Genomic DNA, 25,685 nt, shown 5'->3' on the forward strand with positions numbered 1-25,685 from the left:
AGTCCCAATCGCAGTATTAACCTAATTTAGCAAGTGATCAGAGAAATACTGAAAACAGTGACTGAAAGCTAGAACTTCATGCGATGTCTCGGCATATTAATTTCATGTTCCTGCGGATACGGTTTTCGATGCGTCATACTCACATCTTCTTTAATCTGATTTTGTGTTCGATATTGATCTTTAGCATCCATATAACGCGGATCTGGAATAAAAGGCATTTTCGCCATTCTGATAATCGTTATTGTCGGAAAATGATAATCAACTTCGACATTTCCTAACAAAAGATAACATCCTCCGCCCTGAAAAGGATTTTTTTCTAAAGAATCCGGAAAATGTGCCGTGTCAAAATAAGTGCCTTCATGATCGATCCAGGTTCCGAAATACATCGCTCCTTTTTTGGTTGGAACGTGTTTTCTCGAAATCAGATACGCCAGCATTCTCACTTGTTTTTTATGGTATTTTACTAAATCTTTCGCCATAATATCACCGCGGTGTTTGGTTTGCAGAATATCAAAAACCGTACATGAAACCGGAAAGCTCAATAATTCTATTTCATCAAAAGCGTCTTCAAAAACCGAACGTTCCAAAACCGGAAGTTTAAATTCTTTAGCAGGTTCCTGAAGCAGTTTTAAATTTCTGTTTTCAGGTTTATAATTGTTTAAAAGCAAACTGGCGACCACCAAAAGCTGATTTTTGGTTTTTCCTGTAAAACGGAAAGCGCCAATAAAAATCAGGATTTTAATGCCTTCAATTCCAATCGGAATGCGATTGATGAAATCTTCTAAAGAAAGATATTCGCCGTTTTCATTTCTCTCCGATTCAATTAAATAAGCGATTTTAGATTCCAGACTTTGCAAATGCATAAAACCGAGATAAATATCAGTTCCGTACAAAGTGGTTTCGTATTCACTTTTATTCACACACGGATTATGAACCGTTCCGCCCGACATACGTGCTTCGTGTACATAAACCTCCGTTCTGTAAAAGCCGCCTTGATTATTGATTACCGCTGTCATAAATTCGACCGGATAATAAACCTTCAAAAACAAACTCTGATAACTTTCTACGGCATATGAAGCGGAGTGCGCTTTGCAAAAAGAATATCCGGCAAAAGATTCGATCTGACGGTAAATTTCCTGACTCAATGCCAGCGGATGTCCTTTTTGAGCACAACTAGCAAAGAAATTGTCTTTTACTTTTTGAAGTGCTTCCAGAGAACGCCCTTTTCCAGACATGGCACGACGCAGAATATCGCCGTCTGCAGCGGGAAGTCCGCCGTAATGCTGGGCAATTTTAATCACATCTTCCTGATACACCATGATGCCGTAAGTTTCTCCCAATTGTTCTTTAAAGACATCATGAAAATATTCAAACTTCGTTGGGTAATTATGTCTGAAAATATATTCTTTCATCATTCCTGATTGTGCCACGCCGGGACGAATGATAGACGAAGCTGCCACGAGAACTTTATAATTATCACAATTCAAACGACGGAGCAAACCGCGCATCGCCGGACTTTCGATATAAAAACAGCCAATTGTATCACCTTTTGCCAAATGAACATTGCATAAAGCTTCGTCTTTGGAAATTTTGATATCACGAATGTCAACTTTAATACCGCGGTTTTTTTCAATCAGTTTTACGCTGTCATCAATATGGCCAATGCCGCGCTGACTTAAAATATCGAATTTGTCGAAACCAATATCTTCCGCGGTATGCATATCAAAAAGCACAATCGGAAATCCTTTTGGAGGCATTTCCAGAGGTGTATAATGGGTAATAGGTTCTTCAGAAATGATAATTCCACAGGCGTGCATACTACGCTGATTGGGGTATTTTTCCATCATTTTTCCATATTCCTGAACCAGTCGTACAATTTTATTTGTTGGGTGAAGATTCTCTGGATTTTTAGCTAAAACGTCTAATTCTTCTTTTGGAAGACCAAATACTTTTCCAACTTCCCTGAAAATAGAACGGTATTTAAATTCCACATTCGTTCCGCAGAATGCAACGTGATCTTTTCCATATTTTTCAAAAATATATTTCAAAATTACATCGCGTTCCTGCCAGCTCCAATCGATATCAAAATCGGGCGGACTTTTGCGGTTGAGGTTTAAAAAACGTTCAAAGTATAAATCGAGTTCAATAGGGCAGATGTCTGTGATTCCGAGACAATACGCGATAATGCTGTTGGCACCGCTTCCGCGTCCAATGTGCATAAATCCCTGGCTGTTACTGTATTGAATAATATCCCAGGTAATTAAAAAATAACCGCTGAATTTTAATTCATCAATAACTTTCAGTTCTTTTTTAACTCGTTCTTCAGCAGTTTTATTTTCTTTTCCATATCTGCGTTCAAAGCCTTCGAGCGTTAATTCTGTGAGTCTTTCTATATCGCCTTCACGACTTCCTGTAAAGAATTTTTTATTTCTTTTAATTGAAAAATCATATTGAAAATTACAATCGTCTATGATTTTTTGAGTGTTGGTTAAAATCTCCGGATAATTTTCATAGAAAGGAATAAGTGATTCTGCCGAAACCATAAAATCTGAAGTCTTGCAAAAATCAGCTTCTGTAAGTTTTGATAAAATAATATTCGTATCAATGGCGCGCAGCACTTTATGCAGGTTGTATTCTTTTTTGCATGAAAAAGTTACGGGCTGTAAAACCACCATTTTGGAGATTTTATTTTTATGTTTGGATGTCAAAAGCCCTGTAACTTCTTCGGGACGAACGCCGATAAATTCATTTTCCTGAAGAATTTGGGGAGCATTTTCTAAGGTATAAATCACAAAAGCCGATTTAAAATCTGGCGCTTGCAAAGGCAAAGGTTCTCCGCTGAAATTGTGTTCCGTTAAAAACTTATTCATCTCTCCTAAACCTTCCGCATTTTTGGCCAGACCAATATATCGGAATTGATGATTACAGCGAAATTCCATTCCTACAAGAGGTTTGATGTCGTTTTCGTTACATAATTTTATAAAATCATAAATTCCCGTTACAGTATTAATATCTGTCAAAGCCATTGCTTTTATACCATAAGAAACGGCATTCCCAACTAAATTTTTTAGCGGAATCGTGCCGTAACGCAAAGAATGATATGAATGGCAATTGAGATACATTATTTCGTGCGTTTTAAAATTTCGTCTTTATTATTGGGTTTGAATGAAGCTCCGGCGCATCGCATTACGGCATCAAAACCATAACGGTTTTTCATTTTATCCATCGCTTCATAGAGCGAAAGCATTTCCTGAGTATCCTCAAAAAGATCAATTTGATACATACCGCGCACCAATCCGCTGAAGCGAACGCCAATCAATCGAAGACGCATACGACGCTGATATACTTTTTCAAAAAGTTCCATTACATTTTTAGTCAGAATATGATCTGCAGAAGTATACGCAACACGGCATTGTTTGGTTTCGGTATCAAAATTAGCGTAGCGAATTTTTACCGTAACTGTTGAAGTCAGCCATTGTTCGGATCGTAATTGAAAAGCCAGTTTTTCTACCATTCCCAAAAGGACTCTTTTTAGTTTTGCAATATCAATGGTGTCTTGCGAAAAAGTATGTTCGGTCGAAATAGATTTTCTTTCGCTATAAGGTTCTACGGGTGTATGATCGATTCCGTTGGCTTTTTTCCAGATATCCAGACCGTTTTTTCCAATCATCTGCTGTAAAACTTCGGCAGGCATTTCGGCCAAAGTCTGAATTTTACGAACGCCAATTCGGGATAAAAGCTGAAAAGTCACCGTTCCAACCATCGGTATTTTCTGAATCGAAAGCGGATTTAAAAAACCTTGTACTTTGTGTTCCGGAATTTCAAGGTTTCCAACTGGTTTTCCTTCGCCTGTAGCAATTTTAGAAACGGTTTTATTGACAGAAAGAGAAAAACTAATAGGCAGTCCGGTTTCTTTAATTACTTTTTGAGCCAATTCATCTGTCCATTTATAACTTCCGTGAAAACGGTCCATTCCCGTAATATCCAGATAAAATTCATCGACACTTGCTTTTTCCAAAACAGGCGCTTTTTCCTGAAGAATTTCGGTTACATCGTGCGATAATCGGGAATACAGTTCCATATCTCCTTTCATAACTTTAGCATCTGGACAAAGTTTAAGAGCCATAGCGATTGGCATCGCAGAACGCACTCCATATTTGCGGGCTTCATACGAACAGGAAGCAACAACACCACGATCTCCACCGCCTATAATAAGCGGAATTCCATTAAGTTCAGAGTTGGTGAGTCGCTCACAGGATACAAAAAAGGTATCCAAATCCATATGTACAATTGCCCGTGTCATTTCCTTGTTTTTGTATGAAACAAAATTAGTACAGATAATAACATTTTTAGTATATTTGCTGTTCCAAATTATAACAAATTCATTATGTCCTTATTTTCAGACAACATCAGAGCATTAAGGGTTAAGCATAAAATATCGCAGGAGAAATTAGCTGAAAACCTTAGCATTACCAGAGGAAGATACGTGAAATACGAAGACGGAACTTCGGAAGCACCGTACGATATCTTAAAGAAGATTGCATTGTATTTTCACATGAGTATTGACTTGATATTATCGGTCGATATTCGCAAAATCGATGTGCAAAATTTGATAAAACTCGAAGGAAATCGACTTATTCTGCCGATACAAGTAGATAGTTTTGGAGAAAATTTTATCGAAATCGTATCTCAAAAAGCAAAAGCGGGATATCTAAACGGTTATGCCGATCCCGAATATATAGAAAGTCTGCAACAGATTACGCTTCCGTTTTTAGGACCCGGAAAACACCGCGGATTTCCCGTTGAAGGTGATTCGATGCCTCCTCATGAAGACGGTTCGATTATTATTGGACGTTACGTAGAAAAATTAGGCGAAGTGATGGACGGAAAAACCTATATCCTGATTACTAAAAATGAAGGAATGGTCTACAAACGTCTCAATAAAAACAAAAAGAACGCTTTGGTTTTAGAATCAGATAACAGCTTTTATCCGAATTATGAAGTGAAAGCTTCGGATATTTTAGAGATTTGGGAGTACGAATGCAACATTGGGCGATCAGACAAAAAACAGGAAATATCGGAAACTGGAGCAATGAAGGATTTGCTTTTGGAATTAAAAAGAGAAGTTAGGGAGATTAAGAATAATACTTCGAATACGTAGAAAAAAATCAATATCAATTGCAATGTCAAAAATCAATATGATATCAATTATAAGGTAAATTTCAAATTTTAAAATTCCGTAGGAATGATATTTTTATTGTAGCAACGGATTTTAATCCGTTGAATTTGATATGGTAGTTTTAAAAGTTCTGTAGGAACGACCTATATTGACGTTTTATATGTGACGAACCTACGGCTCTTTGGATTGTGTGATTTTCGACATCAACCGGATTAAAATCCGGTTCTACAAAATGATTCGAGCCGATGGCTCTTTTAAAAAATAATTACTAAAAACATTTTAATTTGTTTAAAATGAACATCCAAAAAGCTAAACCAGAAGATCATATCCATTTAACCGAAATTACCAAAAAATCAAAAGCATTTTGGGGATATTCACAAGAACAAATTTTAGCTTGGGATAAACATCTCACAATTACCGCAGATTATATCCAAAATAATCCTGTTTTTACTTTAGTTGAAGAAAACAAAATCATCGGTTATTATTCTTATTTCAAACAAGAAAATAATCAGGTAAAATTGGACAACTTATTTATTTTGCCTGAATATATCGGAAAAGGATTTGGAACTTTATTAATGAATGATTTTCTGCAAAGAATGCGAGACGAAAAATGCCAAAAAATCATTCTGGATTCTGAACCAAAGGCAGAACAATTCTACCAAAAATTGGGATTTAAAAAAGTTGGCGAATTTGAAACTTCAATCAAAAATAGATTTATGCCGATTATGGAAATGGACTTATAAAGGTTCTAAGGTTCTGAGTTTTTTTAAATCGCCACGAATTGCACTAATTAGGGAATTATATTTCTGTAATTTAAATAAAAAAATTGTGCTAATTCGAGTAATTCGTGGCAAAAAAATAAAAACTAAAAAACTTTCACAAACCCCAAACCATATTGCTGACCGTTATAAAAAGGCATAATCATAGAAGTTGATTTTGTTTCAGAAGAAGATTTGAAAAGCTTTTTGGTAATATACGGTTGTACCCAATAAGCGATTTTGGTACTCAGAATTCCGATTCCCGCTCCGGCAGCAACATCCGTTAACCAGTGACGATTGTTGTAAATTCTGAAAAGCCCAGTTCCAGTTGCAACGGCATAACCCGCAATTCTGTACCAAATCGATTTGTCTTTGTATTCCTGCCAAAGAAATTCAGCTCCGGCAAAAGCGGTTGCTGTGTGTCCAGAAGGGAAGGAGTTGTTCGAACTTCCGTCAGGTCTTTCTACATGCGAAACCGATTTTAAACCCAAAACTGTCGTTGCCATAATAGCATACGAAGTCACAAATATCACTGTGCGGTCGCGCAGATTATTTTTTCCTTTTACGCCAAAAGCATTCAGTGCATAAACAGAAGCTGCGGGTGCGTATTGCGAGAAATCGTCGATTGTGATTTTCTCGTCAATATCTTCGGTAACTTCGGCTTTAATTTGATGATTAAAGCTTAAAAGCTGGTCGCTTTCTAAACCAATTACGCCATAACCAATCAATGCACTCGGAATAATCAATTGTTTGTAATTGAATTTTAAAGAATGCGAAGTAGTGTCAATTTTTGTAATGGAATCATTTTGCTGTGCATTCGCAGAAAATAATCCGAATAGAAACAGGAGGGAAATCGTTTTGTGGAACATTGTTGTCATCGTTATGTTTTGCAATAGTAACGAATGTCTGATGCATCTATTTTGTACTTAATTGAACCTTAAGCGAATATTAATTGATTCAAAATCAATGGCAATATCAAATTCCTGTTTCAATGAATTAAAGTCCCAGCTGGGTAAATTATGTCGCTCCGCTGGAGCTTATGATCGGGATGAATCAAAATAATCTACAAATATTTAGCTCCTCCGGAGCTGTTTTTAAACCTTCAACGCAAACCAAAACGTGCTTCCCAATCCCAAATTGCTTTCCACGCCAACCGTTCCATTTTGGGCTTCGATAAATTCTTTGCTAATCGCTAAACCCAATCCTGTTCCCGATTTTGGACTTCCTGGAATTTGGAAATACTTATCAAAAACTTTGTCTTTATATCTTGGTTCAATTCCTTTTCCGGTATCGATAACCTGAAAAACCATTTGATTATTTTCTTCTTTTAATTTAATGAGAATCGTACTTTTTTCAGACGAATATCTGATCGCATTCGATAAATAATTAATCAAAACCCAGCCTGTTTTTTCGCTGTCGGCTTTTACGTCTTTTAGATTTTCATCGGCATCAATAATCAGCTGAATCTGTTTTTGATCGGCTTGAACTTTTACCGCTTCAACCGCATAATTTATAATGTCATGCGGATTACTTTTTCCAATATTCAGCTGAATATTTCCGGTTTCTAATTGCGATAAATTCAGTAATTCGCCCGTGATTTTCAGCAAACGCTGACTGTCATCTTTTATGCTTTCAACCAATTGTTTCTGATCGTCGTTCATATCGCCCGTTTTGGTGTTTTCAAGTAATTGAAGACTTAATTTTATAGAAGCAATCGGCGTTTTTAATTCATGTGAAACGGTGGCAATAAAATTGGTTTTAGCAAAATCCAATTCTTTAAAAAGCGTAATATTTCGAAGAATAATGACATCACCAATATTGATTTCTTTTTCTTCGCCCGTTGGTGTTATCGTAATATTGATAGTTTCTTTTTCGAAATAACTTTCTTTAGCGTTAGCAAAAATTTTCAAAGGCTGTTTTTTCTGATTTTCATTTTCTTTTAAAATCAAAGAACGAATCAAATCATTTGTATTCGCTAATTCCCAAGCCAATTTTCCAATTGCATCTTCCGATTTTAAACCGATAATTTTCAGCGCTTCATCATTCGCAAACAAAACAATTCCGGCGTGATCCAAACCAATAATCGGATCATTCATATTATTGATAAGCGTTTCCAATCGTTTTTTCTCAAAAAGAAGTTTGTAAACATTACTGTCGTGATATTCTTCAAGTTTTTGCGCCATCGTATTAAACGATTTGGCGAGATCTCCGAATTCGCTGTGGCTTGTAAAATGTACACGTTCTGAATAATTTTTATTGGCAATTTCTTTAATACTAAAAGTGAGTTCCTTAATGGGATTCGCAATATTATTTGGAAGATTAACCAATAAATTAAAAGCAATCAAAAAGCATAAACTTCCGACAATGGCAATATATAAATTGGCCGTTTCTGCCGATTGTTTGGCAATGTCACTTTTCTGTTTTATGGCGTCAAGATTCAGTTTCATGATCGCAAAAATGTCCTGACGAATCTGCGCTTTCAGATTTTCATCGGCATTATTTTTTTCTAAAAGAGCAAAACTTGCCATCAGTTTTTCTGTTGCCTGTTTTTCGCCGGGTTCGGTAATATTCTGCGTTTGTTTTTTAAGATTTTTTTCAAAATTTTGAATGGTTTCTTTTGAATTGGTTTTCATTCCGTCCAAAGCAAAAATCATATTTCGCGAATATTCAAGCGTATTGTAATTCGATTTCAGAATATTCTCAGTATCCTGTTTAATCAAAAAAACAGAATAAGCGCTCACCAGCGAAAGGATGATAATCATCAAAAATAACAATCCGACACCCAGATTCAATTTGGTTTTAATTCTCATAAGAGTTGTTTTAAAAACAAGTTTTTTTTATTTGAATCATTAAGAGATTAAGTAAGTTAAGCTTTTCTTTGGCTTAAGATCATTAAGCTTAATGTTCTAAGGTTTAGTTTTTATTCAGCATTCAATCTTAATTTTCTTAATCTCTTAATGGTAAAAAAAATTAAGATAAAATAACAAGATCGACGTTTGATAAAGACAGTTTATTTAACAGACGTCTGAAAATTGTTGTAGACAAAATTACTTTAAATAAATTCAAATGCGGTTTTCCGATGCAGACTGTTGTGATTTGTTTTTCTTCAACGATTTTTAAAATCGCATTTGCAATATTTTCATTTTCCAGTTTAATTACTTCGGCACCCAATTGAACGGCGAGTTTAAAGTTATTAATTAAATGCCGTTGTTTATCGAGCGCAATTCTTGTAGTGCTTTCCTTCGGAGTTTCGACATACAAAACATACCAGATTCCGTTGTAATAACTCGCCAGACGCGCCGCTTTTCTGATCACAATTTTAGCTGTTTTGTCATTACTGCTAATGCACGCCAATAATTTTTCGTGACGTAAAGCATGTAGATTCGGAACTTCATTTTCTACTTTTCGAACAACCTGACTTGCCACTTCTTTCAAAGCCAATTCGCGCAATTGCAGAATTTGTTCTGATTTAAAGAAGTTCGCCAAAGCCGTTTGAATTTTATCCGGCGTATAAATTTTTCCTTCTTTCAAACGAGCAATCAAATCTTCCGAAGTCAAATCGATATTCACTACTTCATCTGCCAGACGCAGAACATTATCCGGAATTCTTTCCTGAACGTCAATTCCTGTAATGCGTTTTACATCTTCGTTTAAACTTTCAATATGCTGAATATTTACTGCCGAAATCACATTTATTCCTGCTTCAAGAATCTCCAAAACATCCTGCCAGCGTTTTTCGTTTTTGCTTCCTTCGACGTTAGTATGTGCCAATTCGTCAACAATTACGACTTCTGGACGCAGATTGATAATCGCCTGAACATCGAGTTCTTCAAGCTCTTTTCCTTTATAAAAAATGGTTCGCCTCGGAATAAGAGGCAAACCAGTTAATAATTCATGTGTTTCTTTCCGATTGTGCGTTTCGATATAACCGATTTTCACATCGATTCCGTTTCGCAATAACGAATGCGCTTCCTGAAGCATACGAAAAGTCTTGCCCACACCGGCACTCATCCCGATGTAGATTTTAAACTTTCCTTTTCGTGATTTCTGAATCAAATCGAGAAAGTGCTGTGCGTTATTTTCTTTTTCCTCTTTCATAGGTTTTGCCACGAAGGCGCTAAGACACTAAGGTTTGTTTTGCCACAGATTTCACAGATTAAAAAGGATTTTTTTTGCCACGAATTACACCAATTTGCGCGAATTTTTTATTTAAAAAAGGGCAAAAACAATTAGTGAAATTTGTGTAATTCGTGGCTAAAAAACTCTACACAAAGCATATAAAAATCCATTTAATCTGTGAAATCTGTGACTAAATATTTCTAGAAACTAATCGCCAATGAAGTTGTTACAAAAGTATTCGTGTCTGTTGGCTGATTGTTTTTTGTAAAAATTTCATCTTTGCTTGACAGGTTTCTCGCTTCAATTCTAAACATAACATTATCAGAAACTAAGTAATCAAAGTTAGCCGAAAATCCGTAAGTTTTAAATCCGTTTGGCGTTTCTGTTGCGATAATCACACCTTTTTCGTCGCTGTAATATTCGCCACGCGCCGCAAGCTGAATTTTATCAGTTGGTTTGTACTGCAGAATCAAAACAGGTGAAAACCAAGTATCATATTTATTACTGTTTTTAGCCGATTGTTGAGAACCAACATCAAAACCAGCCGTAATATTTGTTTTTTCTGTTAACTTAAACTGTCCGTAAAAATCATTAAAATAACGCCATTTTTTATCGACGTCAGGTTGTTCATTTCCAACATACGTACTCCAATTCAAAGTCACATTATCTGAAGGTTTAAAAGTAATCTGTGTTCCAAAAGCCGGAGTCTGATTGCCTTCCACTTTTTCAATTCTCTGCCAGCCGTTTAAATACATCGCCGCCAAATACCATTTTCCAGATTCAGACGTATAACCAATTTTTACACCCGCTTCGTAATACGGAGAATTCTCCGCTAGAATACTTCTTGTCAGCGTTTGGCAATCTTTTCCAATCGCACTTTCAAAACCAATATGCGAAGGCATAATTCCCGCATCAATCCATAAATTATGGTTCTTCGAAATCTTCACACCAACATTAGCTTCGTAAACATTTTGCAGTAAATTTTGTTCTGCAGACATATTATATTGTGCATAAGTTCCCGCCATCAAAGCAAAATTTCCTCGGATATTTTCTTTTGAATAATTCACTTTTGCCATTCCGAGATTAAGATTCACTTCATTGCTTTTATTGTAACTATAAAAAAATCCAGGACGTGTATGATTTTCAGGTTTCCCGAAATCATAACTATAATAAACATCAACATATCCCGAAAACGTAAACGGACTTTTAGATTCTTCTTGTGCATGTAAATTGCTAAAACCAAAAGCGATTAAAGCAGTAAGTATTATTTTTTTCATTTTGTCTTTATTAGTTCCTGCAAGGTTTTCAAAACCTTGTAGGCGTTTAATTAATTTTATTTAGTAGATTTTTTAGGAGCTAATCCCGCTATCCGTTTCAATCTTTTGGGCGGAACCCCCGCCCAAAAGGATTTCCACTACTATCGGGGCTAGGGTATTCGGGGTAAAAAGGCGTTTTTCTTTCCTATAAGGTTTCCAAAACCTGTTAGGTATTAATTTTAGTTTAGGTGATTTAACGTCTCGATTTGTCATTTCGACGAAGGAGAAATCTCCGCAAGTAACTCGACAAAGATTGGCAATTCACGATATGGGAGTTTCTTGCGGAGATCCCTAGTTCCTCGGGATGACAAACGGTGCGTGAAAGTCATACCTACAAGGTTTTGGAAACCTTGCAGGAGAGAAAACCTCAGTCCCGATAGCTATCGGGATAGCATCTCAGTAACTTAGAACTTTTCTCTAGCGAAGCTCATCCAAAGCCACATTCAATTCCAAAACATTAACCGTTTCAGGCCCAACAACAGCCGTATTAATTTTAGATTCCACCAAAGCTTTTACTTTCGTATCATCTAATTTTCGTTCTTTAGCCACACGTTTCACCTGAATCAAAGCGCCTTGCACAGAAATATTCGGATCCAGTCCGCTTCCAGAAGCCGTAACCATATCAGCCGGAATCTCAGATTTTTTCAAATATGGATGAACTAATAATAAAGTGTCAATTCGTTTTTGAACCAAAGCCAAATACTCAGCATTGCTCGGAGCTTTGTTGCTTCCGGCACTTCCCGCTGCATTGTAATCTACAGCCGAAGGCCTTCCCCAGAAATAATTTGATTTATCGAACTTCTGTCCGATTTTTGAATAACCAACTACTTTTCCGTTAACGGAAAGAGTTTCGCCTTTTCCTTGATTTGGAGCGACCTGTGCAATTCCATAAATAGCAAGAGGATAAATAATTGCAAACAGAATTAGAGTACAAACAGTAAGTTTTAGTATAGAAAATATATTTTTCATTTTTTTTATTTTTAAGGTTCTAAGGTGCTAAGATTGTAAGCTTCTGAGCTTTCTTAACTACCTTAGAAATTTATTATTTGATTTTTTAGTTTGGATAAAAGACTAAATCGATAGGAAAAAAACTTAGAATCTTAGCGACTTAGAACCTTAGTAGCTTACATAAAAATCGCTACAATCAAATCAATCAATTTGATACCAATAAAAGGAACAATTAATCCGCCTAAACCATAAATCAAAAGATTACGTTTTAAAATCGCACTGGCACCAATCGGACGATATTCAACACCTTTCAGCGCAAGCGGAATCAAAATCGGAATGATAATCGCATTAAAAATCACAGCCGATAAAATGGCACTTTCCGGACTGTGCAAATGCATGATATTTAAACCTTGCAAAGCCGGAATCGCAGTGATGAAAAGCGCCGGAACAATTGCAAAATATTTCGCAACGTCATTCGCAATAGAAAAAGTGGTTAACGTTCCGCGGGTCATTAGAAGCTGTTTTCCGATTTCTACGATCTCAATCAATTTTGTTGGATCGTTATCTAAATCCACCATATTTCCGGCTTCTTTTGCAGCTTGAGTTCCGCTATTCATCGCAACACCAACGTTGGCTTGGGCGAGGGCAGGAGCGTCATTTGTTCCGTCACCCATCATAGCGACTAAACGGCCTTCTTCCTGTTCTTTGCGGATATAATTCATTTTATCCTCCGGTTTTGCTTCGGCAATAAAATCATCAACACCAGCTTTTTCAGCAATAAATTTCGCCGTTAATGGATTATCTCCCGTAACCATTACGGTTTTGATTCCCATTCGGCGTAAGCGCTCAAAACGTTCTTTCATTCCCGTTTTGATAATATCCTGCAATTCAATAACTCCTTGAACTTGATTGTTTTTTAGGACAACTAAAGGCGTTCCTCCATTTGACGAAATCGTAATTACTTGCTGAGCTGTATCTTCAGGAAAAGCGTTTCCTGATTGTTCTGCAATTTTTTTGGCAGCATCTTGTGCGCCTTTTCGAATGTTTGTTCCGTCTTTTAAAATGATTCCAGAAGTTCTGGTTTCGGCAGTAAATTTTATGGTTTGTGAGATCTCAGAAGTATTCTGTAAAACACTTGGTTTGCTTTCGTTTTTCACTTCTAACATTTCACTTAATTCCAAAATACTTTTTCCTTCTGGAGTATCATCGGCAAGTGAACTCAAAACAGCAGATTTTACAAAATCATCAAAAGCAATTCCTTTTGTTGGATAAAAATTGGTTGCTTTTCGGTTTCCGATTGTGATGGTTCCAGTTTTATCCAAAAGCAAGACATCAATATCTCCGGCAGTTTCAACCGCTTTTCCAGATTTGGTAATTACGTTGGCACGTAACGCTCTGTCCATTCCCGCAATTCCGATCGCAGAAAGCAAACCTCCAATTGTCGTTGGAATTAAACAAACGAACAAGGCAATAAAAGCAGCGATTGTAATCGGAGCATTCGCATAATCGGCAAAAGGTTTTAAAGTGACGCAAACAATTACGAAGATTAAAGTAAATGCTGCTAATAAAATGGTCAAAGCGATTTCGTTTGGCGTTTTCTGACGACTTGCACCTTCCACCAAAGCAATCATTTTGTCTAAGAAACTTTCGCCAGGTTCAGAAGTTACCTGCACTTTTATTTTATCAGACAAAACTTTTGTTCCGCCTGTAACAGACGATTTATCTCCGCCAGCTTCTCTAATAACAGGCGCACTTTCTCCTGTAATCGCGCTTTCATCAATCGTTGCTAAACCTTCGATAATTTCACCATCAGTAGCAATAACTTCTCCGGCAACGCAGACAAAAATGTCTCCTTTTTTTAATTGTGAAGAGGAAATGGTTTGTCCGTTTTCTAATTTTGCAGGCGTTTCTTCACGGGTTTTTCTTAAACTGTCGGCTTGTGCTTTTCCGCGTGCTTCGGCAATCGCTTCGGCGAAATTGGCGAACAAAAGCGTGGCCAGTAATATTAAGAATACGATTAAATTGTAAATAAAACTTCCCTGATCGTTTGCGCCCATTAAGATCGAAATGCAAACCACAAACATAATTGCGGTTCCGATTTCTACGGTAAACATTACCGGATTTTTAATCATCATTTTTGGATTCAGCTTCACAAAAGACTGCAATAAAGCTTCTTTTACCTGCTGACTCTCAAACAATGATGTAGATTTATTAGTTGTCATTTTCTTGTATGTAAAATGTTATTTTTAAAATGTTTTGCGTTGGTTTTAAACACATAGAAACATAGATTTCACTTTGAGATTAAGGCGTTTCACTTGCATGAATTCACATAGCTATGTGTGAAAACTAGTTTTTTCTAATTCCTTTTTTTAGATATTGAATTCCTATGTTTCTATGTGTTTAAAAATTTTCAGCATTATTAAAGAGTAAAATATTCAGCCAATGGGCCAAGTGCTAAAGCAGGAAAGAAAGAAAGTGCTGCAATAATCGCAATAACAGCAAAAATCATAATTCCGAAAATTGAAGTATCTGTTTTTAAAGTTCCTGCGCTTTCTGGAATGTATTTTTTATTGGCTAATAAACCTGCGATTGCCAAAGGTCCAATGATCGGAATGAAACGGCTTAACAATAAAACAATTCCTGTAGTAATATTCCAAAACGGATTGTTATCGCCTAAACCTTCAAAACCAGAACCGTTGTTGGCAGCGCTCGAAGTGTATTCGTATAACATTTCAGAGAATCCGTGGTTTCCTGGATTGTTGAGCCATCCTGTTGCATTTCCGCTAAACCAATAACCCATTGCAGTATCATTCGCAGCAAAATAAGAAGCCAAAGCCGTTCCTGCTAAAATCAATAAAGGATGGAGAATAGCAATAAAAGCAGCAATTTTAACCTCCCGAGCTTCGATTTTCTTTCCTAAGAATTCAGGAGTTCGACCAACCATTAAACCAGAAATAAAAACCGCCAGAATAATAAAGATGTAGAAGTTGAGGTAACCCACGCCGCATCCACCGTAGAATGCATTAATCATCATCGCTAATAACTGCATTGCTCCAGAAACTGGCATCGAACTATCGTGCATACTGTTTACAGATCCTGTCGAAATTACCGTTGTAGCAATACTCCAAAATCCTGAAATCGCTGGACCAAAACGAACTTCTTTTCCTTCCATCGCTCCAGTTGTCTGAGAAATTCCCATTTTTTCTATGGCTGGATTTCCGTTTAATTCGCTTGAAATGGTTGGAATCACGAGAAGTAAAAACCCAATTGTCATTACACCAAAAATGATATAAGAGAATTTCTTTTTGTTTAAGAAAAAACCAAGTGCAAAAATCATCGCAAACGGAACTATCATCTGCGCCCAAAGTTCAACCGCATTCGTTAAATACGTTGGATTTTCTAAAGGATGCGCTGAATTGGCTCCGAAGAATCCACCTCCGTTTGTTCCGATATGTTTGATGGCAACAAAAGCAGCTGCAGGTCCGCGCGAAACTTCTACGTGATCTCCTTGTAAAGTGGTAATTGCATCTTTCCCTTCAAAAGTCATTGGAGTTCCGCTGAAAACCAAAGCGGTTGCTACGATTGCAGAAAGCGGTAATAATATACGTGTACAGCTTTTTACAAAATAGTTATAAAAATTTCCTAGTTTTTCTGTAGTTCTTTCGCGCATAGCGGTAAAAACCATTGCTGCTGCCGCGATTCCGACTCCAGCCGAAACGAATTGCAGAAACATTAAAACCATTTGCGATAAGTACGAAACACCGCTTTCGCCAGAATAATGCTGTAAATCGCAATTTACTAAAAATGAAATGGCGGTATTAAAAGCCAAATCGGGCGACATATTCGGGTTATTATCCGGATTTAAGAATAGCGAACCTTGGAACATCAAAACAAAAAAGCAAAGAAAGAACCAAACCATATTGATGCTTAAAAGTGCTTTCAGATGTTGTTTCCAGTTCATTTCTTCGGCTGGATTGATACCGCTGATTTTAAAAATAAATTTTTCAAGCGGATTGAAAATCGGGTCAAGAAGTGTTTTTTCTCCTTTGAAAATTTTAGCAATGTATTTTCCAAAAGGAATTGCTAAAACAATTGTCAGGATAAAAATGCCTATGACGCCTAGTAACTCTGTATTCATAATTTTGAGATTATTTTTTAAGATGTGAATGGATTTGAGAATCTTATTTTCTCAAATCAGAATTTTTCAGGTTTGATTAATACGTAAACCAAATACAAGAAAACAGCGATTGAAATGATAAATAGTGCAGTCATGATTTAGATTTTTTCAAAAAAGTCAACAGAGAGAAAGCAAATGGCAAACAGTAAAACTGCTAAACCGAGTAATAGAAATGTGACCATGATAATTTTAGATTTTAGATTTTAGTCCCGAAGCTTCGGGATAGATTTTTACACTCCAGAAGTATTAACTTGTTTGATGTATTCTGCTTTTAGTGTCTGTGGGAAGAGATGCGAAATATTGCAGTGGCGCATTTCCATAAAAGAAGAAACCGAGAAAACATACACATTTGAAATTGCATTTTTGGTTTCTAAGCTTCCGCTAATGAATAACCGTTCGGCAAGAGCTAAACATTTTTTCGCCCGAACGATATTGCCACAGATAATTGATTTTTTAGTAATCTCAGCAAACCGTTCGGCTTGTTTGTAGATGGTATTTACTTTATTTTTCATGAGAAGGAATTTTTAATGTTCTTTCCCGCTTTATGCCAAATTATATTCCGAAAATGATGAAATGTGGTTAAGGCCTTGTAAAATAAAGAGTTATTGTTTTGTGCCAAAAATTGAGCACAAAAAAAGCCTATCAAAATGATAAGCTTTTATTAAAATGAGAGGTTTCTCTAGATTATTCTGCGTTCCTGCAAGGTTTCCAAAACCTTGTAGGTATTTTACGTGATACACCTAATAAAAAATCAAACCTACAAGGTTTTGGAAACCTTGCAGGAAAAGCTATTGTGAGATGTTATACTCCTCCAGTTTCCTATACAAAGTCGCAATTCCAATTTCCAGCAATCTAGCCGTTTCCGCTTTATTTCCTTTCGTATAATTTAAAACTTTCTGAATATGCAGTTTCTCAACACTCTGCATAGAAAAAGCCGACATCGATTTATTGTTTTTTTCTGATTGATGTTGCATTTCATATGGAAGAACATCAGAAGTCAGCGTTTCGCCGTTACTCAAAATAACAGATCTTTCAATAATATTTTTAAGTTCACGAATATTTCCCGGCCAGGAATAATTTTCTAATTTCTGAATAAAATCATCCGAAACCGATAATATCTTTTTATTCGTTTTTTCAGAAAATTGCTTCACGAAGAAATTTACCAAAACAGGAATATCTTTCACTCTTTCTCTAAGCGAAGGAAGTTTAATTTCGAAAATATTCAAACGGAAATACAAATCAGAACGGAAACGATGTGCATCGCTTTCTTCTTTTAAATCTCGGTTTGTAGCGGCAATCAATCTGAAATTTGATTTTTTTGAAGTCGTGTCGCCTACAGGAATATATTCGCTCGTTTCCAGAACACGCAATAATTTTGCCTGAAGATCAATTGGCATTTCTCCAATTTCGTCTAAGAATAAAGTACCGCCGTTTGCTTCTTCAATAAAACCTTTTTTATCTTTTAAAGCTCCGGTAAAAGCACCTTGTTTGTGTCCGAAAAGTTCGCTTTCCAAAATTTCTTTGCTGAAAGTACTGCAATTTAAAGCGACGAAAGATTTACCGACACGATTACTGTTTTCATGAATCGCCTGTGCAAAAACTTCTTTTCCAGTTCCTGTTTCTCCCGTTAATAAAACAGTCGAATCGGTTTTGGCAACTTTTTGGGCAAGATCAATAACTTGTTCAATTCCTTTTGATTTCCCTATAATCGTATTAAAAGAATATTTATCGTTAATACGTTTTTCAAGCTGTTGTACTTTTTTCTGCAATTGAACTTTATCAACGGCTTTATAGAGAAGCGGAATTATTTTATCATTATCGTCGCCTTTTACGATATAATCAAAAGCGCCGTTTTTCATCGCTTGAACACCGTCGGGAATATTTCCAAAAGCGGTTAAAAGAATAACTTCCGTGAGCGGAAAACTTCCTTTTATAGTTTGAACAAAATCAACGCCGTTTCCGTCAGGGAGTTTTACGTCACATAAAACGACATCAATATCAGTCTGTTCTAGTTTTTTAAAACCCGATTTTAAATCTTTCGCTTCAAAAACTTCAAATCCTTCCGATTTTACAATGCGTACCAAAAGACTTCTTAGTTTTTCTTCGTCGTCTATAATTAAAATTTTGTGTGTCATTTGATGATAAAGCTAAAAGCGAAATTCAATTTCGGAATACAAAGTTAGGTTTAAAACTCTTTGGTACAATTATTTTTAAACACATAGAAACATAGATTTTTTTCAATTAAAAGAATACAAAAGAAACTAGTTTGCATACATAGCTATGTGAATTAAAAATAAATGAAATGTCTTTTCTGATTTTAAAAACTAAAATTCTATCTTTCTATGTGTTGAATAAAATTATCATTTGACTTTTTGGTTCAAAGGAAATTCTTGCGAAAATTCAATTTTTAAAACCGTTCCGTTATTATTTTCAATATTTAATTTAGCCGCTAAATCATCGCTTAGACCTTTTATCAGCATCATTCCGAAAGAATTAGGTTTTTGAGTAAGATTAGCATCAAATCCGATTCCGTTATCGGCAATTGTTAAAACATAGTTGTTTTCGGATATAGTTTCCAGCGTGACATAGATCATACCTGTTCTGTCTTCAGGAAAAGCATATTTTATCGAATTTGTAATCGCTTCATTCAAAATTAATCCCAACGGAACTGCATGCGCCACGTCCAATTCCAGCTGATCTATCTTTAATTCAAACCTAATTCTTTGACCAAGCGAAAAAGATTCTCTTAGATATTCGACTAATTCTTTAATGTAATTCGGCATATTAATCGTCGAAATATTCTCAGAATTATACAATTTCTGATGAATCAAAGACATCGAATGAATTCTATGCTGACTGTTTTTAATTGCAGAAAGCGCCATATCGTTATCCAAATAAGCCGATTGAGAATTCAGAAGACTAATCACAGTTTGCAGATTATTTTTTACACGATGATGAATTTCTTTCAAAAGCCATTCTTTTTCATCCAGTAAATGCCTCAAATTGGCATTCGCTTTACTGATTTCTTTTTCTTTTTGTTCTAACTGCTTGTTGTTTCGCTGTTTCAAGCGATAACGATTATAAAGTAAAACGATTGTAACAAGCAATAAAACCAAACTCCAGATAGAAACACTATTTAAAAGTTTAGATTTCTGCAATTCGCTTTCCTGAAGTTTAGATTGTTTATTTAAAAGCGTAATTTTTTCTTCTTTATTCTGAGTTTCGTAAAGAATTTTCAGTTCTTCGATTTGTTTATTTTTCGAAATGTCATAAATCGAATCGCTTAATTTTTTGAAAGTTTTATAATGAACGAGTGCGCCGCGATAATTTCCATTAATAGAATCAATTTTATAAAGCGAAGTAAGAAGTCCTTGTGAAGTATAATTTTTATCATATTTTTTAGAAAGAGCCAGAATTTTATTAGTGTAAAAAGTAGCTTTTTCAAGGTTATTTCTATTGGCATAAAACGAAGCCATACCAGAATAACAGTTGGCAACATCTCGAAAGGTCTGCGGAGAATCTAAAAGTTTTGCATAAGAATCCATTTCTATAAAATGTTTTTCTGCCTGTTTATAATTATTTAACTCCCAATTACAATTAGCGTAGGCGTAAGCAATGAGCATTTTATCTAAAGTGTGAGTAGGAGGATAATTTTTAATGATAGAATTCATATAAGCAATCGCTTCTTTATTTTTTCCTCTAATAGATAATGAAGCCACAGTTACAATAAAATTTTTGTACCAGCTTCCACTGTTAATATTGTTTTTTCCGTATTGAATACTTTTTTGTGATTGTTCCAAAGCTTCTTTATAATGTCCAAGCGTTAAATAAGTCATTCCCAAACGCATATAAAAAATATCAGCAAAAGTATAATCATTGGTATCTTCCATCGTTTTTACACTTCGCTGGGCGTAATAAAGAGCATTTTTAAAGTTGTACTGATTCGATTCTATATAGGCAATAGTAGTTTCTCCAAACTGTAAATGCTTAAAACCTATTTTTCGCATATCGGCCATATTCTGATACAGTATTTTTTTTGCCACATTTATTTTTCCGCCCCAGAAATAAATCGTCGTAAGTCTCATTTTTACTTCAAGACGTTTTTCTTCCATATTCAATTCTTTATACAAAGATTCGGCTTCCTGCAGGATTTTTTCTTTAGAAGGATCTAATTCAAAAAGATAAGACGCTTTATTATTTAATGCATCTGCAAGTCCAAGTTTATCATTTGAAGCTCTACAGTCTGCAATAACCTGATCAAAATATTTCGCACTCTCTGCGGGATTTCCTGCCTGCGCATAAAATTTGGCTTCTAAAAACATACTTTCATATTCGAGTTTTTTAGCCTTCAAAGTTTTACTGGTTTTCAGCGCATCATCTATATAAAGTTTGGCATTAGTTAAATCTTCAGGTTTTGAGCCAGGTTTAAAGAGATAAAAACTTCCCAGTTGTAATAATAGTTTAACGCGGTCATCATTCTTAGCTGAAGCCAATAAACGTTTAGCCGAATTGATATTTCCTTTTTCGATCAAATCATTGCCTATTAAAGTACCGCCATTATAATAACCTTCATTATAAGCCAGAGAAAGAGGAAGTTTGTAAGCCTTGCAGGTTAACACTACAGAACTATCAACATCGATAGCACCTTGATTTGAATTGTATAAATACATCGAACAGCTCTGAATTAAAAGGCGTTTTTTCTTTAAATCATATTGATTTTGTGCAGGCTGTGTTTGAGCAAAAGTCTGAATGGCAAATACAATTATAAAACAGAAATTATAAACTGATTTCATATAAGTATAAGGATTAATTGGTTAGTGGTTTTGGTAAACAAATATAAAAATAAACGCAACTGATTGCTTGAAAAAATATCAAGAAAATTCACATTAAATATCTATTTTATGATTTATATTTGATGAAAAAGTTAATTTGGTTCATTTTATTAACTAATTTTATGTCAATATTTTATAAAGATATAACGCTAAAAATACCACAAAGATGAAAACGGCTTCCGTCTATCCTGATAATTCACTTGAAACGGCCCCAAAAAAGCGGATTTTAATTGTTGAAGATCAATTTATAGAAGCGCATGATTTGCAGTTAATTTTAGAAAAAGCAAATTATGATGTAACTGGAATTGCTCGTTCTGTTGAACAGGCTTTGGAACAGATTGAAACAGAAAAACCAGACTTGGTCTTTCTCGACATTATGCTCCGCGGAACTGGAAACGGAATTGATCTTGCACATATTTTAAAAGAAGAACATATCGCATTTATTTTTGTGTCGGCCAATTCGAGTAAAAAAATCTTGGATCAAGCCAAAACTACCGAGCCGTACGGATTCATTGTAAAACCTTTTAGAGAACAAGATGTTTTAACAACGCTCGAAATTGCTTTTTACAGAAAACAATATAGTCTGGAATCACAGCTAAAACAGCAGATTTTATTGCAGAACGAGATTAACGAAATCATAAATTCTAAAATAAAATGGGAAGAAGCGCTTTTGCTGCTTGGTAAAAAAATCCAGACATTTATTCCGTTTGATTACTTTGAAGTTGGTTTTGCCAACACAACGCATTATGATAATCTCGGAATCATGCGTAAAAACAGAGACGATTATCAAATTATTAGTGTAGATAAACTTTCTAAAATTGCAGACGTTTCAATAAAAGAATTGAATGAAACGTATATAAAATCTAAAATTGATCTGGAACCTATTATATATAGTGAAGAAAATTTGATCAACAATTTTCAAAAAGCTCCTATAAAAAGTCTGATTGCACATAATTTCGGAATCAAATCGTATTTGGTTTTTCCAGTTATGATTGCTTCCATTCAAAGATTTTATTTTACGTTCTACAGCCGCAACTTCAATATGTATTCTGATGAAAACCTGAAATTGCTGACAAGTTTAGAAAATAGTTTGGTTCAGTTTGTTACTAAATTGTATTCAGGAGAAATCATAAAATTGGTTGAAAATAGTGCTCCAGCGCATATTCAGAAAAACACAAAATCAGAAAAAGCAATTTTAAACTGCGAAGGAATTATCGGAAACAGCACACACATGATGACGGTTTTCAATTATATCCGTAAAGTCGCTCCATCTGATACTTCAGTTTTGGTTTTAGGCGAAAGCGGAACCGGAAAAGAAAAAATTGCACAAAATATTCATGCTTTATCACCTAGAAAAGATCAGCCACTTGTGATTATCAACTGTGGAGCAATTCCAGAAAATCTAGCCGAATCCTTATTATTTGGTCATGAAAAAGGCGCTTTTACAGGTGCATTAGACAAAAGAATAGGGAAATTTGAATTGGCAGACTACGGAACTATTTTCTTAGACGAAATAGGAGAGATGCCTTTAGAGCTTCAGGTAAAACTGCTTCGAGTACTGCAAGAAAGAGAAATAGAAAGAATTGGCGGAAAATCTCCTATAAAAGTGGATGTTAGAATCATCGCCGCCACAAATAAAAACTTGGAAGAAGAAGTCGCAGCCGGAAGATTCAGAATGGATTTGTATTACCGTCTTCACGTTTTCCCAATTATAGTACCGCCTTTAAGAAAAAGAAAAGACGATATTCCGATTCTTGCTGAACATTTTATCAATTTGTACAGCGAAAGAATGAACAGGAAAGCACCAACACTTTCTGAAAATGCGCTGCAAACCATTCTAAACTACAATTGGCCAGGAAATATTAGAGAATTAGAACATGTAATTCAGCGCGCACTTTTATTAACAGACGGAAATACGATTAAAGATATTGAACTTTCAATGTCATCTAAAATGCATCCTGAGCAAACCAGTGAATCATTTTCAATCAAAACAATTCTCGAAAACGAACGCGATTATATTTTGTATATTCTCAAAAAATGCAACGGAAAAATATCGGGTGCCGGAGGTGCTGCAGAGATTTTAGACATTCATCCGTCAACATTAAATTCGAAAATCAAAAAACTCGAAATCAAAAGAGAAATCAGCTAGACAATTTTGTTCAGCCAATCTGCAATACAATCTGCAGTTTCTTTCCAATCAGGTTGTATTAAAACCAAATGATTGGTGTTTTTGCATTCTTTATAACAGGTTAGAGAATGCATGTTTTTGTACATTTTGTAATTACAATAAGCCAGTTTTTGCGGAATCAATTCATCGTCAGAACCCGTTAGAAAAAGAAGCGGAACATGTTTTTTTCTAAAATTAATTTTGGCTTTCGCCGAATATAAATCACGAATCAGCAATTTAGATTCGGGAACAACATATTTAGTATAGGAACTTTTTTGCTCGTCGAGAAGCAGACAATTCACAAAAAAATCCTGCCATTCTTTAAAAGTAATTAAATGACTTTTTTGAGTTGAGGTAAAAAAACCGAGAGAACTCCAAATTCGATTATAAAAAGAAAACTTTCCCGTACAGATATTTTTGGGTGCAAAAGAATGTATGCAGACAGCACAAAGCGCCAAATCTTTCTCAACCAAAAGCTGTGTCAAAAGTCCGCCGTATCCGTGTCCGATTAAAATCGGTTTTTCAGAAAGAGTTTCAATTATTTCTGTATAATAATCCAATAAATCACCCAATCGAGTCGAAGCAATTTTATCGTTATTCTTTGTTCTCAAAATTGTTGCAGATTCGTTTTTATAAGGCCACGGCGGCGCAGTAGTTTTATAACCTTGAGATTCAAAAAAAACAATCCAGTTTTCCCAGCAGGAATTACTTGTAAAAGCCCCCGTAATAAATACAATTGTTTTAGCATTTGATAAATACATACGATTTTGATTTGTGGTTTGCTGATGTTTTTTGAAAGACAAACGATATGCCTTTTTTTAATTGTTAGGAATTAGAAGCATTATTTGATTTTTGTTTTGTACGAATTATTATATATCGTTAAAACAAAATTCTAATTCTTGAAATATCATTTTTTATATTGATGTTTTTCAAGAAATCTATTTCTATATTTGATTAATTAATCTTTTCAAATGAAAACATTTACGTTTATTATAATTCTGTTTTTTGGAATTCATTCTTTCGCTTTCGCGGAAAATCAATCTTTAGAAAATCCACCGAAAACAATTACATTCAAAATCAAATTAAAATCGGCAGGAAAAGTAAAAATCACGCCTTCGGTATTAAAATTCAATAAACATTTTGCTTATAGTTTTACGTTGGATGACGGTTACCGATCGGCTTATTTGACAGCATTTCCATTATTAAATGGAGGAAAAATTAGTGCTTCAAATAAAAATGGATGGAAAATAGATCAGGGTGGAGACGGAAAAACTTCAAAAGGTCTTTTTTATACAGACGGATTTGGAAATAAAATTCCGTTCAAATTGGCTTTGGCAATAAACGGAGCATCTTTAAATAATTTGCCTAATCGTGGACATCTTTCTTGGGAAGAAGTTCGCGAAATGTACAATGCAGGTTGGGATATTCTCAATCACAGTTTTCATCACGCGACCAAACACGGCACAAATTATTTAACTGAAGTAACGGATAATACAAAATCGATAAAAGAAAATCTGAATTTCACAATGTCGCATTTTGTAGTTCCGGGCGGAGAAGGCGATGAAAAATATTATTTGGAATATGAAAAAGAAGCGCTTCAAAACGGTCAATTTTCTGTAGCGTCTTATTATGGAAAAGGGCCAGTTTACAAAGTGAATGATAAAGTGGATTTAGATAAACTAATTTCGGCAAGAACTTTTGTGCAAAGTTCAAAAGACACAACAAGTTTTAAAACCATGGACAACTATTTAAAAAAAATAGATTCTATTGTAAAACAAAAAGATGCAGTTTGGTTTAACGAATTCACACACGGAACAGGAAATACAAATCTTTGGAATTTAAGCACACGATTTCCAGATTTTAAATATTACATGAAAAAACTTGCCAATAAATACGGAGCAAATGGAAACGATTCTGTTTGGATGGCACCGTGGCAGGAAGTCTACGAATATATTTGGCTGAGAGACAGAATAAAAGTTGATTTCGTTCAGAAAGATAAAGAAGTAACGGTAACGATTCAGCTTCCTGAAATCCCGAAAAATTTCAGAAACAAATCAATTTCGCTTTCCGTTGATACTGACTCAAAATTTGATACAGAATCAAAAGCTTTAGATTTTACCATTAAAAATGACGGCAATAAAAACCACAAATTAATTGTGATTGATTTGAAGTAAAAATTTAATGCCACA

Annotated in this window: 18 protein-coding genes; 4 read left to right on the plus strand and 14 right to left on the minus strand. The window is 35.1% G+C overall.

Translation table 11 applies throughout. The features are described 5' to 3' along the window. Positions 1–68: 68 nt before the first annotated feature. Both ABD859_RS10360 and dinB read right to left on the minus strand, forming a co-directional pair. A complete protein-coding gene (locus ABD859_RS10360; protein ID WP_345143798.1) occupies positions 69–3,122 on the minus strand; it encodes a DNA polymerase III subunit alpha in 3,054 nt (1,017 codons plus the stop codon). Further along, a complete protein-coding gene (gene dinB, locus ABD859_RS10365) occupies positions 3,122–4,303 on the minus strand; it encodes a DNA polymerase IV (RefSeq protein WP_345143801.1) in 1,182 nt (393 codons plus the stop codon). The genes ABD859_RS10360 and dinB overlap by 1 nt, the downstream gene beginning before the upstream one ends. Positions 4,304–4,387: 84 nt before the next feature. Here dinB and ABD859_RS10370 point away from each other — a divergent pair, with 84 nt between their 5' ends. Together ABD859_RS10370 and ABD859_RS10375 are read left to right on the plus strand one after the other, a co-directional pair. Then, complete coding sequence (locus ABD859_RS10370; RefSeq protein ID WP_071636747.1) at positions 4,388–5,161, plus strand: XRE family transcriptional regulator; 774 nt, start codon at positions 4,388–4,390, stop codon at positions 5,159–5,161. A gap of 311 nt (positions 5,162–5,472) precedes the next feature. After that, positions 5,473–5,922, plus strand: a complete 450-nt coding sequence (locus ABD859_RS10375; RefSeq protein ID WP_345143807.1) for a GNAT family N-acetyltransferase — start codon at positions 5,473–5,475, stop codon at positions 5,920–5,922. Between the two features lie 122 nt (positions 5,923–6,044). Here ABD859_RS10375 and ABD859_RS10380 read toward each other — a convergent pair whose 3' ends face one another. The 11 genes from ABD859_RS10380 to ABD859_RS10430 all read right to left on the minus strand — a co-directional run bounded on the left by ABD859_RS10380 (position 6,045) and on the right by ABD859_RS10430 (position 21,290). Beyond that, a complete protein-coding gene (locus ABD859_RS10380; protein ID WP_345143909.1) occupies positions 6,045–6,806 on the minus strand; it encodes a phosphatase PAP2 family protein in 762 nt (253 codons plus the stop codon). Between the two features lie 225 nt (positions 6,807–7,031). Continuing rightward, positions 7,032–8,747 (minus strand): sensor histidine kinase, encoded by a 1,716-nt coding sequence (locus ABD859_RS10385; protein ID WP_345143810.1) that lies wholly within the window; start codon positions 8,745–8,747, stop codon positions 7,032–7,034. Between the two features lie 160 nt (positions 8,748–8,907). Continuing rightward, positions 8,908–10,035 (minus strand): sensor protein KdpD, encoded by a 1,128-nt coding sequence (locus ABD859_RS10390; protein WP_345143813.1) that lies wholly within the window; start codon positions 10,033–10,035, stop codon positions 8,908–8,910. A gap of 221 nt (positions 10,036–10,256) precedes the next feature. After that, a complete protein-coding gene (locus tag ABD859_RS10395) occupies positions 10,257–11,333 on the minus strand; it encodes a porin (protein ID WP_345143815.1) in 1,077 nt (358 codons plus the stop codon). Between the two features lie 456 nt (positions 11,334–11,789). Next, positions 11,790–12,341: a K(+)-transporting ATPase subunit C gene (locus tag ABD859_RS10400; protein WP_345143818.1), complete on the minus strand. Its 552-nt coding sequence runs from the start codon at positions 12,339–12,341 to the stop codon at positions 11,790–11,792. A 155-nt stretch (positions 12,342–12,496) separates the two neighbouring features. Continuing rightward, the gene (gene kdpB / locus ABD859_RS10405; protein ID WP_345143821.1) at positions 12,497–14,542 is read right to left on the minus strand and encodes a potassium-transporting ATPase subunit KdpB; all 2,046 of its coding nucleotides are present in this window, start codon (positions 14,540–14,542) and stop codon (positions 12,497–12,499) included. Between the two features lie 197 nt (positions 14,543–14,739). Beyond that, positions 14,740–16,458 (minus strand): potassium-transporting ATPase subunit KdpA, encoded by a 1,719-nt coding sequence (gene kdpA / locus ABD859_RS10410; RefSeq protein WP_345143822.1) that lies wholly within the window; start codon positions 16,456–16,458, stop codon positions 14,740–14,742. Positions 16,459–16,514: 56 nt separating this feature from the next. Then, positions 16,515–16,592, minus strand: coding sequence for a K(+)-transporting ATPase subunit F (gene kdpF / locus ABD859_RS10415; RefSeq protein WP_125722563.1), 78 nt, complete (start codon positions 16,590–16,592; stop codon positions 16,515–16,517). Between the two features lie 135 nt (positions 16,593–16,727). Then, on the minus strand, positions 16,728–17,009 hold the full coding sequence (locus tag ABD859_RS10420) for a DUF7674 family protein (RefSeq protein ID WP_345143824.1): 282 nt from the start codon (positions 17,007–17,009) through the stop codon (positions 16,728–16,730). A 276-nt stretch (positions 17,010–17,285) separates the two neighbouring features. Beyond that, a complete protein-coding gene (locus ABD859_RS10425) occupies positions 17,286–18,632 on the minus strand; it encodes a sigma-54-dependent transcriptional regulator (RefSeq protein ID WP_345143827.1) in 1,347 nt (448 codons plus the stop codon). A gap of 225 nt (positions 18,633–18,857) precedes the next feature. Continuing rightward, complete coding sequence (locus ABD859_RS10430) at positions 18,858–21,290, minus strand: histidine kinase dimerization/phosphoacceptor domain -containing protein (RefSeq protein ID WP_345143829.1); 2,433 nt, start codon at positions 21,288–21,290, stop codon at positions 18,858–18,860. Positions 21,291–21,495: 205 nt separating this feature from the next. Here ABD859_RS10430 and ABD859_RS10435 point away from each other — a divergent pair, with 205 nt between their 5' ends. Next, on the plus strand, positions 21,496–23,478 hold the full coding sequence (locus ABD859_RS10435) for a sigma 54-interacting transcriptional regulator (protein ID WP_345143832.1): 1,983 nt from the start codon (positions 21,496–21,498) through the stop codon (positions 23,476–23,478). Here ABD859_RS10435 and ABD859_RS10440 read toward each other — a convergent pair. After that, positions 23,475–24,299 carry an alpha/beta hydrolase gene (locus tag ABD859_RS10440; protein WP_345143835.1) on the minus strand — a complete coding sequence of 275 codons (825 nt, stop codon included), beginning with the start codon at positions 24,297–24,299 and terminating at the stop codon, positions 23,475–23,477. The two genes, ABD859_RS10435 and ABD859_RS10440, sit on opposite strands and share 4 nt — an antisense overlap. A gap of 168 nt (positions 24,300–24,467) precedes the next feature. On the opposite strand from ABD859_RS10440, the gene ABD859_RS10445 reads away from it, so the two are divergent. Next, positions 24,468–25,670, plus strand: coding sequence for a polysaccharide deacetylase family protein (locus ABD859_RS10445; RefSeq protein WP_345143837.1), 1,203 nt, complete (start codon positions 24,468–24,470; stop codon positions 25,668–25,670). Positions 25,671–25,685: the final 15 nt, after the last annotated feature.

This window comes from Flavobacterium ginsengiterrae (assembly GCF_039539785.1).
Taxonomy (GTDB): domain Bacteria; phylum Bacteroidota; class Bacteroidia; order Flavobacteriales; family Flavobacteriaceae; genus Flavobacterium; species Flavobacterium ginsengiterrae.